Genomic DNA, 11,973 nt, shown 5'->3' on the forward strand with positions numbered 1-11,973 from the left:
CAGACGTCCGAGCGCGATCAGAGACGACGTACCTCACTCACGGCGCGGGACCGTCTACCCCCGTCGCGCGCGCCGTGCGAGGCCTCGGCGACAGCGCCCCGCATGCCGCGGCGCCGCCCCAGGCTGCCGTCGAGCGCCCGGTCCGCGTCGCACCGCGACGGGTGCGTGGCCGGGAACCAGGATCAGGCCGCGGACGCCGGACGCCCGGCGCCGAGGGTGATGCCGTGCAGGGCGAACTGCACCATCCGCTCGAGGACGACGGCCTCGTCGTCCGGTCCCGGACCGTCCGTGCCCGGGAGCCAGTCGCGCGTGAGGACGACGCCGATCGTCATCGCCAGCACGAGGCGCTCGGTGATGCGCGCGCCGTCCGGCGTGAACCATTGCCGCCGCTCGGCCTCGTGCAGGCCGATCTCGTCCAGGCGGCGCATGAAGTCCGCCAGCGCCAGTCGGAACTCGGTCACGAGCTCGCCCGACGCACCGGCCTGGGCCGCGATCAGGCCCTCGAGCGTCCGGCGGTGGGCCGCCAGGTGACCGTGCAGCTCGGTGATGAGGCGCGCCATCAGCCGCTCGTCGTCCCAGGGGCTCCCGTCCTGCTCGCGCCACACCGCGGCGAAGTCCTCGAGGAACCCGATGAACGGCACCAGCAGCGCCGCGGCGAACAGCCGGGGCTTCGTCGGGTAGTGGCGGTGCAGGACCGAGAGGCTCGTCTGGGCGCGCTCGGCGACCGCCCGCATGGTCGTGTCCGCGTAGCCGTGCTCGTCGAACTCGACGGCCGCCGCCTCGAGCAGCGACTCCCGGACGGCGGTCGTCGACCGGCGGGGCTGTCGCGGACGAGGGGACATCCCGCCAGGGTACTCGGCGGCCCGCCGGGCACCGGCACCAGCGCGCCGGTCGTCCCGGCGTCGCGCTCGGGCGCGCCCTCACGCACCGCCCAGCAGTCGCCGCGCGGACCGCTCGCCCGACGCCACCGCCGTGTTGATGTTCGAGGAGGACGCGAAGCTGCCGGCGACCTGGATCGGCGAGCGGGGATCCTGCCGCCGGAGGAACGCGCCGGCCTCGCGGTAGTAGCCCGGCCGGCTGTAGACGATCACGGGATGCCACCGGCGGATCCACGCGCGCTCGACGCTCGACGTGAGCCCCGGCAGGAACTGCTCCGCCAGCGGCAGCAGGGCGTCGTTCACCGCGTCGTCGTCGGCGTCCATCAGCTCCTCGGCGAGCTCGGTGCTCGAGAGCAGGCAGGCAAGGCCCTTGCCCGGTGGGACGCGGTTGGTGGTCTTGTTGTGCTCGAGGGTGACCCCGACGAGGCCGGGCGCCTCGGCCCGCGGCACCTGGATGATGAGGGCCGGCTGGTCCGGCGGCGGGGCCGACAGCGCGTAGTTCGCCGCGACGACGTACGAGTAGACGACGCTGCGCAGGAACGCCGCGTCGGCCTCGGCGAGCGTCGGGACGAGGTCGGGGATCGTGTCGGCGCGGGCGCTCACGACGGCCGCCGCCCCCTCCTCGACGTGGTCGCCGTCCGCGTCGCTCCACGACACCCGCACGCCGCCCTGCGCGGTCGGGACGACCTCGCGCACCTCCGCGCCGAGGCGGACGTCGAGGTCGCGCGCCAGCCGCTGGGGAAAGGTGCTCCAGCCCTCCCGGAAGGCGTGCAGGCGCGACCCGAGGACGTTGTTGATCATGAAGAAGAACTCGAGCACCGAGATCCGGTCTCCGCGGGTGGCGAGCACGCCGCGGACGGTGGAGTCGACGAGGTACTCGTAGACGTCGCCGCCGAGGCCCCGGTGCCGGCGGCAGTAGTCGGCCGGGGTCTCGACGTCGTGCGCTCCGGCGAGCGAGAGGTCCTCGTAGCTCATCGACCGCCGCAGCCGGAGGTTGTCGATCCCGAGCCGGACGAGCGCGAGCTTCTCCCGGCGGCTCACGAGCCGCGTCGAGAGCCCGTCGCGGAACAGCGCCTCCGAGCGGAGGTTGTGGACGACGTGGTCCTTGACGAACCCGATCACCGAGCCCGACGGGACGAGCTCGTCGAGGAGGTCCGCCTCGGCGAGCAGGCGGAAGACGTCGCGGTAGGCGGTGGCGAGCACCGTCGAGCCCTGCTCCATGAGGAAGCCGTCCTCGCGGTGGGTCCGGATCTGCCCGCCGACGCGGTCTCCGCGCTCGAGCACCACGACCGGCCGGCCGGCCCGCTGCAGGCGCCAGGCGGCGGCGAGGCCCGATGGCCCGGCCCCCACGACGAAGGTCGGACCCCCTCCAGGGTGTGCGGCAGGCGTCATGGCGATCCCTCCGGATGGTGGAGCGCGAGCTGCCCCGTGCTGCTCGCCGTCGACCGAGGAGGATACGAATTGTTTCCAGCGGAGACAAGTTGTATCTCCCGCGCCGTAGCCCGAGGGCCCCGCGCTGCTCCGCACCACGGCTCGGCGAGGCGACGCGCGCGGTCGGTGGCTCCAGGCCCAGGGCCTCGCCCTCCTCGCGCGACGCGCCCTCAGCGGTGACCCTCGTAGAGCGTCCGCCACGCGATCTCCGCCAGCGTCTCCAGCCAGGGCTCCGCGTCGACCGGTGGCGAGGCGCTGACGGCCTGGTACAGCCCGCGTTCGAGCATCCAGATCAGCCAGGTGGCCGTCCGCCGGGGATCGCTCGTCGGACGGGCCCGCCCGGCCGCCTGCTGCCGGGCCAGGTGCGCCGCGAGCTCGTCGATCGCGCCGTCCATCAGGGTCGCGTAGGTCGTCCGCACGCGCGCGTCGTAGGCGCTGGCCTCGGCGACCGCGCGCATGACGGTCCGGTGACGCAGATAGGCGAGGACCGCGGGGCGCAGCGCCTCGCGCACGGCGTCCGCGTCGGCGTCGTCCGCGAGCGCCCACCACGCGGAGCCCGCGGCGTGGATCTCCTCGATGACATGGGCGGCCATCGCCTGGAGGAGGTCCCCCTTGTCCGCGAAGTACGCGTAGAACGCCTTCCGCGAGATCCCGCCGAGCGCCAGGATCCGCGCGACGCTGAGATCCGCGTAGGGCATCCCGGACGCGAGGACCGGCTCGAGGACCTCAAGCAGGTGATGGCTCAGCGCCGCGCGTCGCTCCTCCGGCGGCCGCTGGAGGGGGCTGCGGGTCCCGCCGGACATGGCCGGGAGTCTACGAGCGCGCCCGCGAGGCGCAGGACCGCGCGCCCCGCGGCCGCGCCTCGGTCAAGGCGCGTCCTTCTGCAGGCGCGGGTAGTAGGCCGTCTTGCCGTCGAACGTCCACGGCCCCTGGGTGCGGCAGGGCGGCGCCCCGCCGAACGGCGGCACGATCAGCGGGTTGCCGGCGTTCCGGCAGTCGTACGCCGGCAGCGTGCCCTTCGTGGCGATCTCGTCCGTGGACCCGGGCCGCGGGTACGGGTTGGCGGTGTTCGTCGGCAGCTTCTTCGTGTATCCGCCGATGATCTCGTTCCAGAGGCTCAGCACGCCCGAGGCCGTGTGAGCGCGCTTCCCGGTGATGTCGCTCACGGCCACGCCGTTGACGAGGCTCGACACGATGCCGAAGTTCGCGACGAAGGAGTCCTTGCTCGCCGAGGCGAGCTTCAGGAACGGGATGAGCTCTCGGAGGCTCTCGTAGATCGGCTCCGCCGAGGGGCCCGCCGCCTCGAGGATCCGCTGCAGCGGCGGAGCGGCGCGGGTCACGCTGCGCAGGGTCGGCGTGAGGCGCGCGAAGGTCGTGCCGAACGCCGGGAGCTCGGAGCTGAGGCTGGCGACCGCCGGCTCGAGCCGGGCCGCGGTCGGACCGAGCGCCGTCACGGCACGTCGCAGGTCCGGGCTCGCCGCGCCGAGCTGCGTCGACGCGCTGCGGAGCGCGTCGAGGAACGGCGGCAGCGCGCTCAGCGTGCGCTCCAGATCGCGATCGCGCTCGCCGGTCGCCGTGAAGAGCCGCTCGCCCTCGCGGACGGCCGCCCGCAGCGGCGCCACGCGGGCGGCGGCCGCGGTGAAGACGGCGTCGGCGCTGCTGATGAGCCGCCGGGTCGGGTCGGCCTCGTCCCGCAGGACGTCCACCAGCTCGCTCGTGCTCCGCACCGCCGGCGCGGCGTTCCCGAGGGCGTCGTTGAGGTCGGCGCTGCGGCCGTCGAAGGCCCGCGCCGCGCCCGACGCCATCGCCCGCAGCTGCCGGCGGGTACGCGGGTCGAACGCCTGCAGCACGTCGTCCAGGCGCTCCGTGCGGCGCACGTGGTCGCCGGGGATCCGCGCCCCGTCCTGCAGCAGGGCGGCGCGCGGGGACCCCGGGGCAAGCTCGAGGTACCCCTCGCCCAGCAGCGACTTGCTGCGCACCGTCGCCCGGACGTCTTGGCGCAAGGGCGCGTAGTCGCTGTCGATCTCGAGCGTGAGATCGACCCGTCGGCCGTCCCGCTCCACGTCGCGGATGCGACCGATCTTCACGCCCGCCATCCGGACGTCGGTGTTCTCGAACAAGGCGTCGGACGAGGGCACGGCGACGTGCACGCGGTACCCCTGGGCGCCGAACGGCAGCGTCCCGCCGAACGCCCGCCAGAGGCCGAACGCCAGCAGCGCGGTCGTCAGCACGAAGACGATCGGAAGGACGAGGAAGCGCCAGCCGGGCGTCGCGGTGAGCATCTCAGCGGCCCCCTGCCTGCGCGCGGCCCGCGGACCGGGTCAGCGCGGTGTTGTCGGTGTTCGGGCAGGAGTTGACCGTGCCCGTCGCGAGCTTCAGCAGCAGCCCGATCTCGCCCGCCGCACCGAACTGCGTGCAGTTGAGGTTCAGCAGGACGCGAACGATGTTGCCGTGCGCATCGCCGGTGGTGGAGAAGGTGTTGAAGTTGTGGGCCGCCCACGCCAACCAGAAGAGCGTGCCCTCCTGCTGGCCCGGGGGGTTGTAGCCGACCTGGTTCAACAGGTACGTCGCGAGCTGCGACACCCGGGAGACGTCCGGGAGCAGGCCGCTCGTGGACCGGAGCGCCGGGCGCAGCGCCGCGGCGAGCGGCTGCAGCTCGGTCGTGGCCGGTCGGAACTGGGTCCGCAGCGTGGTCGCGAGCTCGTCGGCGACGGGGCCGAGCTGACGCAGGGTCGTCGGCAGCCGGCGCACCGGCGGCGTCAGCGCCTCGATCGTCGGCTGCAGGCTGCGCGACAGCCGGCCCGTGGTGCGCAGGGCGTCGTCGGCGGTCGAGAGGGCGCCCGGCAGCTCGGCGAGCGTCTGGCGCAGCGGCTCGTCCTGTCGGGCCAGCGCGGTGAGCGTCTGGTTGCCGCTCACGACGAGGTCGGCCAGCCGGCCGTCGCTCCCGGCGGCCTTCGTCACGCGGGAGACGTTCGACACGAGACGGGCGACCGACCGCTGCCGCCGCGCCATGACGCGCGTCACCTCGTGCAGCTGGTCGACCGTCGGTCCGAACGAGAGCAGCACCTTGCGCAGGTCGGGCCCGCGGTCCTGCACCCCGCGGCCGACGCCGTCCAGGAGCGTGACCAGGAAGTCGCGCGTATCGCCATCGAGGCTCGAGAGCAGATCCGAGAGCGGCACCGGGGACGACGTCCGGCTCAGCGGGACGGTCGCCCCCTCCGGCATCCGGGGACGCCCAGGCGTCCCGGGCGAGAGCTCGATGCGCATGTCGGACAGCGGCGTGATCGGCCGCAGCGCCACCCGCGCGTCGCGGCGCACCTCGGGGAGCTTGTCGCGGTCGATCCGGAGGGTCACGACGGCCTGGCGGTTGACGAGCTTCGCCTTGCTGATCGAGCCGACCTTCACGCCGGCGACGTTCACCGCCTGTCCGAGGCCCGGCGCGACGCCGTCGGCGGTCGGCAGGATCGCGCGGACGGTGTAGGTGTCCTGGAACGGCACCGGCAGTCGCTGCTTGAGCAGCACGTACGCGGCCGACACGAGCCCGAGCACCACGAGCAGGGCGATCGGGAGGATCCGCTTCAGCGTCGTGCTCATCGTGCGTCCTTCCCGCCACCGAACGTCCGGCCCAGCGCCTGGGTTACCGCGTCGAGCGCGTCGCCGTCACGGCGCTCCACCGCGGAGGAGCGGCGATCCTGCGGGTCCGCCGCGCGGGGCTGCGCCGCGCGGGCGGCGGTGGGCGCCTGCTCCGCCGTCCGGTCCCGCAAGGCGGTGCGCAGACCGCGCAGGCTGCGAACGACCTCGTCGCTGGCCGGCGCGGAGGTCGGGTAGCGCGTCGTGCGCCGCAGGCCCTGGAACGGCGTGCCCTGCGTGAGCTGCGAGAGGTCCGGGATCTTCTGGTCCTCGCAGGGCTGGTCGACGCGCCGGGTCGGCCGCTGGCCGTGTCCGAGCCACTTCGGGCTCACGCCCACGACGTCGCCGCCGCCGATGACGTTGATCGTGTCCTTCAGCCCCGGCAGGACGCCCGCGAGCGACGTGTCGCCCTCCGTGAGGCCGGCGCGGATCGTCGTGCCGTTGGCGTCGAACGCCGGCGACGCGGCCGCGAGACCCGAGAACGCGTGGAGGAGCTCCAGCCACGCCGGCTGCTCGAGCGTCAGCGGGCCGTCGGGCACCTGCTGCGAGAGCCCCGGGATGACGACCTTGCTGAGGCAGCGGCCGATCGCTCCCGCGTACGGGGTGACGAACTGCAGCTGGCGCTCGAGCGTCGGCAGCGTCGAGACCGGGTCGTCGAGCAGGCGCACGAGGCGCGGCAGCTGCCCCGGGAGCGCGGTCGTCGCGACCTGGGTGAGCGCGCGGTTCACGGCCGGGGTCTGGCGCGGGAGCTCGCGCAGCGTCGGGCGCAGGTCGACCGCGAACCGCTCCAGCGACGGAAGCACGCGATCGAGCGCCGAGAGGGAGTCCGGCGCGCCCTGCAGGAGCCGCTCGGCGGCGGGCACGGCGGCCCGCAGCTGGGCGTCGCTGGACGCCAGCGTGCCGATGACGCGGCGGTAGCCGGAGACGATCTCCGCGAGGTCCCGCGGGTTGCGTGCCAGCTGACGCGTCAGCCCGGACGCGTCGCGGAGCGCGGCGCCGAGGTCGCCCGGCCGCTGCCCGCGCAGGCTGCGCGCCGTGACCTCGACCGAGCGCAGCGAGCGGTCCAGGGCGCGCGTCGCGCTGCGGAAGCCCGCGACCCCCGAGTCCGCAGCGCCGACCGGACCGAGCCCGGCGGCGAGGTCGCCGGTGAGCTGGCTGAGCCGGTCTCGCACCGGGCGGTCGAGGGCCGTGAGGACCTCGTCGAGCTGGACGACGCGGGCCGTCAACCGCGACGGGACCGTGTCCCCGTCCCGCAGGGGCGCGGCGGCCGCGCTCCCGGCGGAGACGTCGAGGTAGAAGTTGCCCTCGAACGGGAGCCGCGGACGGACGGTCCAGCGGTCCTGCGCACGCAGCACCGGTGCGTCGGACTTCAGCCGCACGGTGACGAGCGCCTGCCCGTCGGACGCGTGGGCGATGTCGGTCACGCGTCCGACGTCGAGCCCGGAGACGCGCACCGGGTTGCCCTTGCGCAGCTGCGAGGAGTCGCGGAGCGTCACGTGGACCGTCGAGCCGCCCTGGAAGAGCGACTGACGCCCGAAGGCGTAGACGAGCACGGCGGCGAGGCCGACGACGACCACCACGGCAGCGATCAGCGGGCCGCGGGCGCCGCCGCGCAGGCCCTGCTTGGGTCGAGCGGTCACGGCTTCACGCTCTCGGGGATCGGGTCGAAGAGCCCGGCGGCGCGCGCCTGGCGCGTCATCTCCGGATCGACGGTCGTCTCGACGTGGGAGCGGCTCTGGAGCCCGGGCGGGTTGGTCAGCGACTGCCGGTCGAACGAGAAGGGCTCGTTCCCGGCCTCGCACTCCTGGGCGTTCTGCTTCGGCGTGTAGTTCAGGTGCAGCCCCGGCAGCTTCTCGCCGTTCTGGAGCATCTCGATCGGGCTCGAGCCGCCGAGGGACTTGAGTCGCACGCCGATGACCGCCGGCCCCTCGCCGAAGCCGTTGTCGCCGAACACCGAGGTGATGTTCTGCGCGAAGACGGCGATCGAATTGCAGTACTCCTGCGCATCGGCCGAGGCGGCGACCACGGGCTCGGCGGCCACGAAGGTGTCGCCGAGCTTGCGGACGAGACCGTCGACCTGCGGACGCTCCGCGAACACGCGCAGCGCCTCTCCGGCGGCACCGAGTCGCGGGGATGCCGGACGGAAGGCGCGGAACGCGCCGGTGGCGTCGCGGAACACGTCGTTCAACGCCGTGAGGCCCGCCGGCAGGCGCAGCGCGGCGGGGCGCAGGCGCGCCGAGACGCCGGCGAGATCTTCGAGCGCCGGACGCAGCCGGGCGAGCGCCGCCGTCGTCGTCGCCGCCGTCCCGGGCAGGCGGTCGATCGTCGCGCCGAGCGCGGGCCGGCTGCGCGAGAGCGCCGCGAAGGTGCGGCTCGCGCCGGTCACGCCGCGCTCCAGCGCCGGCCGCTCCGCGGAGAACGCCCCGACCAAGCGGTCGTAGCTGCTGATCGCCGGGCCGAGTCGCGTCGCGGGATCCGCGAGGTTGTCGGCCACCAGCCGGAGCGGCTCCAGCAGTCGCCGCGTGAGCGACACCGTCTCGCCGAGCGCGGCGCCGCGACCGACGAGCCCGTCGCCGAGCGCCGTGATCGTGCCCTGGACGCTGCGACGCGTCCGCCGGTCGAAGACGTCGAGCAGGTCGGTCAGCTCGACCCGCTCGCGGGCCTGGCGCAGCGGCAGGGTCTCGCCGTTCTCGAGGGAGCGCGACGACCGGCCCGGCACGATGTCGAGGTACGTGGCCCCGAGCACCGAGGCAGGACGGACGGACACGGTGGAGTCGACCGGGATGCGCTGGGCGTCGGCCGGCAGCTTCACCTCCGCCCAGGCCCGGAGCCGTCCGGTCGGGTCGTCGGCCGACGGCGAGACCGCCCCGACCTTCTCGACGAGGCCGACGCGCATCCCGGCGATCCGCACCTGGCTGGCGCGCACGAGGCGGTTCGCGTCGGGCAGCTCGACCCGGAACGTCCGGTACTCCTTCAGCGGCAGACCGGAGTTCGCGCCGTACGACACGTAGACGGCGACGAGCAGGGCGGCGATCGCGATCGTCCCCACGAGAGCCATCGCACGGTCCGGGGACGACCGGCGGCGACGGGCGGATCGGGGTCGGCGGACGGGTCCGGTCATCGCTTCGGCAGGAGACGGTCGAGGACGGTCTGGAGGCCGCGTGCCGTGCGCTCGGGCAGCGCGTCGACGAGCGCCCCCGGATCGTCGGCGAGGCGGCGGGCGCGGGCGTCCGAGGGCAACGACGGATCGTTGCTCGGGATCTGCCCCTTGCCGGGCGCGTTGAACTTGGCGCTGCAGCCCGGGGCGTCGTTCTGCACGATGCAGCGCAGATCGAGGTTCACGTTGATGCTCGCCGCGTGCCCGACGGAGTCGTACGTCGCGGTCGCCGTCGACAGCGCGTAGAAGATGTCCTGGAGGAACTCCAGGCCGCCCGCCTCGCGGGTCGTCTCCAGCAGCCGACGCGCCTGCGCGGCGCCGGAGCTCGCCCGGCCGGTGGACCGCGTCAGCTCCTGCACCAGGGGGGTCGCCGGGACGGCGGCCTTCCGGAGCTCGGCGACGGCGGGCCGGAAGCCGCGCAGCGCGGGGAGCCCCTGCTGCGCGAGCGGACCCGCGAGATCGGTCAGGCGCCGCAGCTGCGGGGCGGACGCCCGCAGGGCCTCGGCGGTCGGCGTGAGGCGCGAGCCGACGTCGTCGAGGCTGGCGAGCGATGTCTGCGCCTGACGCAGCAGGGCCGGGAGCCGCTGGACGCCCCGCTCGAGGGTCGCGCGACGATCGGCCGTCAGCTCGGTGACGTCCGCCGCGCGGGCGATGAACTGCTCCACGTCGCGCGAGCGGCCGGCCAGCGCGGCGAGCACGTCGTCGGTGCTGACGATCGCGCGGTCCAGGGCCTGCTGCTGGGCGCCGACGACGGCGAGCATCCGCCGCGTGTCGGCGAGCGCCGGGTTCGCACGGCGCAGCAGCGCGTTCAGGTCCTCGCCGCGACCGGCCGCCGCGATGCCGAGCTCGGTGAGGATCGCGTGGATCCGCTGGTCGACCGGCAGCGGGAAGGTGTCGAGCACGTCCTGCAGCTGCACGGAGGCCGACGTCCGCGCCAGCGGCACCGTCGGGAGGTCCCCGACGCGGCGGAGCTCGGGACGCCCGGGCGTCCCGGTCTCGCACTGGATGAAGCTCTCGGCGATGAAGCCCTCCGGCAGGATCTTGCAAGAGGCGTCGTCGCGGAAGGGCCCGAACTCGGGGTCGACCTCGAGGACGAAGCGCGCCTTGTTCGCGCGGGTGACGACGACATCGTCCACGCGCCCGACGCGCGCGCCGGCGACCTTCACGAGCTGGCCGGGCACGATGCCCTGCGCGGTGTCGAACTCCGCCGCGAAGCGGTACCGCTGCTCGTGGTCGCCGCCGCGGGCGACGAGGGCGACCCCGACGACGGCGAGCAGAAGGACGAGCGCCACGACGAGCCGCCGCATCACTTGCCTCCGCCCGTGATCGCCGAGATGCCGCCGTCGTCGCCGGGCGCGCGGGCCGGCAGGTCGAACTTCTGGCTGCGCTTGTCGCCGACGCACGTCGTCGAGTCCTTGCAGAGCGCCGACGGGCTGTTGACGAGCCCGGACATGTTCATCGACGGGTCGCAGAGCCCCTCGCGCGGCATCCACGGGTTCGAGCCGTCGGGCGCGGGCGGCGCCGAGCCACCCGGGCACCGGGCGTTCTGCTTCTGCGTCGCGTTGAACAGTCCCGGGATGAGCCCGCCGGTGAGGTCCGTCAGGCCCGGGATGATCGGGGCGAGCGCGCCGCCCAGCAGCGACTGGATGCTCTGGACGAACTCGATCCGCAGGTAGTGGCCCTGGCCGTTGTAGCCGCCGGAGCCGATCGTCAGGAGGCCGTTGAGCACGCCCAGCAGGAAGTCCGAGCCATAGAAGCGCGTGGCCTCGAGGATCGGGGTGGCGTCCTTCATCGCGGTGCCGAGGGCACGCACGCCATCGACCGTCGGTTGCTCGAGCGCCGGCACCCCGTCGAGAGCGGTCTTGAGCTTCGGGAGCAGCTCGCTCGTCTGCCGGACCACGGGCGTCAGACGCGTCAGCGCCTTCGGGAAGCGCCGCAGCGCGAGCGGCAAGCCACGCTGCGACGCCGGCACGAGGCGGAGCGTCGGGCGCAGCTCCTCGACCGTCTGCGCCGTGCGGCCGAGCGTGCCGCCCGCCTGACGCAGGACCGCCGGGGCCTGGGCGAGGACGCGCTGCAGGGACTCGCGCTGGCTCGCCAGCGCGCCGAACGCGACGGCGGTGTCCGCGACGGCCGCGTCGAGGTCGCCGCGGCGGCTCGCAATGGCCTCCAGCGACGTCGCACCGGTGGTGATGAGTCGCTCCAGCGCAGGCCGCTGCGCGGCGAGCTCGCTCGCCAGGCCGTTCACCTGGAGCAACGCCGGGTTGAGCTTGCCGAGCATCCGGTTGAACGCCGGAGCGCCGGAACCGGCGTAGATCGCCGCCCCGTCGGCGAACAGCTCGCGGAGGTGCCGGCGCTCGTCGGGACCGACGGCGCTGAGGATGGCGTCGAGGTCGACGATCCCGCGCGTGTCGACCGCGGGCAGGACCGCCCCATCCGCCAACGCGGGCCGGTTCTCCGGCCCCGGCGTCAGCGCGACGTACCGGTTGGTCAACGTGGCCTGCCCGACCGCACGGATCTGCGCCCGGGTGCCCTCGTTGAGCGGCACGAAGTCCTTGTCGGTGATCCCGAGCTGCAGGTCGGCCTGGCCGTCGTCGCTGATCGAGATCCGGTCGATCTGGCCGATCTTCACGCCGCCGACCTGCACGAGTCCGCCCTGCACGAGCTGCCCGGCGTTCTGGAAGCGGACGTGGACCTTGTAGTCGCTGCCGCCGGAGAACGCCAGCAGGTACACGAGCCCCGCCACCACGATGGCCAGGCCCGCGACCACCAGGGTCCGGACGTTGCGGGTCCGCCGCGCGTGGCGGCCCTCGATCGTCATCGGCTCCACGTCAGCCGCCGATCGGGAGTCGCGGGCGGGCGGGGACCAGATCGACCTGG

The 11,973-nt window shown here is 74.3% G+C and carries 9 protein-coding genes; all 9 read right to left on the reverse strand.

What is annotated here, in order from left to right; translation table 11 throughout:
• Window positions 1-182: 182 nt before the first annotated feature.
• Window positions 183-842: a TetR/AcrR family transcriptional regulator gene (locus SK069_RS19465; protein WP_319955932.1), complete on the reverse strand. Its 660-nt coding sequence runs from the start codon at window positions 840-842 to the stop codon at window positions 183-185.
• Between the two features lie 78 nt (window positions 843-920).
• A complete protein-coding gene (locus SK069_RS19470) occupies window positions 921-2,270 on the reverse strand; it encodes a protoporphyrinogen/coproporphyrinogen oxidase (RefSeq protein WP_319955933.1) in 1,350 nt (449 codons plus the stop codon).
• Between the two features lie 209 nt (window positions 2,271-2,479).
• Window positions 2,480-3,112 carry a TetR/AcrR family transcriptional regulator gene (locus SK069_RS19475; protein WP_319955934.1) on the reverse strand — a complete coding sequence of 211 codons (633 nt, stop codon included), beginning with the start codon at window positions 3,110-3,112 and terminating at the stop codon, window positions 2,480-2,482.
• 63 nt (window positions 3,113-3,175) lie between these two features.
• Window positions 3,176-4,591, reverse strand: coding sequence for an MlaD family protein (locus SK069_RS19480; protein WP_319955935.1), 1,416 nt, complete (start codon window positions 4,589-4,591; stop codon window positions 3,176-3,178).
• Between the two features lies 1 nt (window position 4,592).
• A complete protein-coding gene (locus SK069_RS19485) occupies window positions 4,593-5,903 on the reverse strand; it encodes an MCE family protein (protein ID WP_319955936.1) in 1,311 nt (436 codons plus the stop codon).
• A complete protein-coding gene (locus SK069_RS19490) occupies window positions 5,900-7,579 on the reverse strand; it encodes an MlaD family protein (protein WP_319955937.1) in 1,680 nt (559 codons plus the stop codon). The genes SK069_RS19485 and SK069_RS19490 overlap by 4 nt, the downstream gene beginning before the upstream one ends.
• A complete protein-coding gene (locus SK069_RS19495) occupies window positions 7,576-8,997 on the reverse strand; it encodes an MlaD family protein (RefSeq protein ID WP_319955938.1) in 1,422 nt (473 codons plus the stop codon). The genes SK069_RS19490 and SK069_RS19495 overlap by 4 nt, the downstream gene beginning before the upstream one ends.
• A 59-nt stretch (window positions 8,998-9,056) precedes the next feature.
• Entirely contained in the window at window positions 9,057-10,403 is a 1,347-nt protein-coding gene (locus SK069_RS19500; RefSeq protein WP_319955939.1) for an MlaD family protein, read from the reverse strand.
• Window positions 10,403-11,914 (reverse strand): MlaD family protein, encoded by a 1,512-nt coding sequence (locus tag SK069_RS19505; protein WP_319955940.1) that lies wholly within the window; start codon window positions 11,912-11,914, stop codon window positions 10,403-10,405. Before SK069_RS19505 ends, SK069_RS19500 begins: the two co-directional genes overlap by 1 nt.
• Between the last annotated feature and the right edge of the window lie 59 nt (window positions 11,915-11,973).

Origin of the sequence: Patulibacter brassicae (genome assembly GCF_033949425.1) — a bacterium.
In the GTDB taxonomy this organism is placed as follows: Bacteria; Actinomycetota; Thermoleophilia; order Solirubrobacterales; family Solirubrobacteraceae; genus Patulibacter; species Patulibacter brassicae.

Bases quoted from the DNA above. Each gene is read 5' to 3' on its own strand.
- SK069_RS19465 (WP_319955932.1), bottom strand. From the start codon at position 842: ATGTCCCCTCGTCCGCGACAGCCCCGCCGGTCGACGACCGCCGTCCGG.
- SK069_RS19470 (WP_319955933.1), bottom strand. From the start codon at position 2,270: ATGACGCCTGCCGCACACCCTGGAGGGGGTCCGACCTTCGTCGTGGGG.
- SK069_RS19475 (WP_319955934.1), bottom strand. From the start codon at position 3,112: ATGTCCGGCGGGACCCGCAGCCCCCTCCAGCGGCCGCCGGAGGAGCGA.
- SK069_RS19480 (WP_319955935.1), bottom strand. From the start codon at position 4,591: ATGCTCACCGCGACGCCCGGCTGGCGCTTCCTCGTCCTTCCGATCGTC.
- SK069_RS19485 (WP_319955936.1), bottom strand. From the start codon at position 5,903: ATGAGCACGACGCTGAAGCGGATCCTCCCGATCGCCCTGCTCGTGGTG.
- SK069_RS19495 (WP_319955938.1), bottom strand. From the start codon at position 8,997: ATGGCTCTCGTGGGGACGATCGCGATCGCCGCCCTGCTCGTCGCCGTC.
- SK069_RS19500 (WP_319955939.1), bottom strand. From the start codon at position 10,403: ATGCGGCGGCTCGTCGTGGCGCTCGTCCTTCTGCTCGCCGTCGTCGGG.
- SK069_RS19505 (WP_319955940.1), bottom strand. From the start codon at position 11,914: ATGACGATCGAGGGCCGCCACGCGCGGCGGACCCGCAACGTCCGGACC.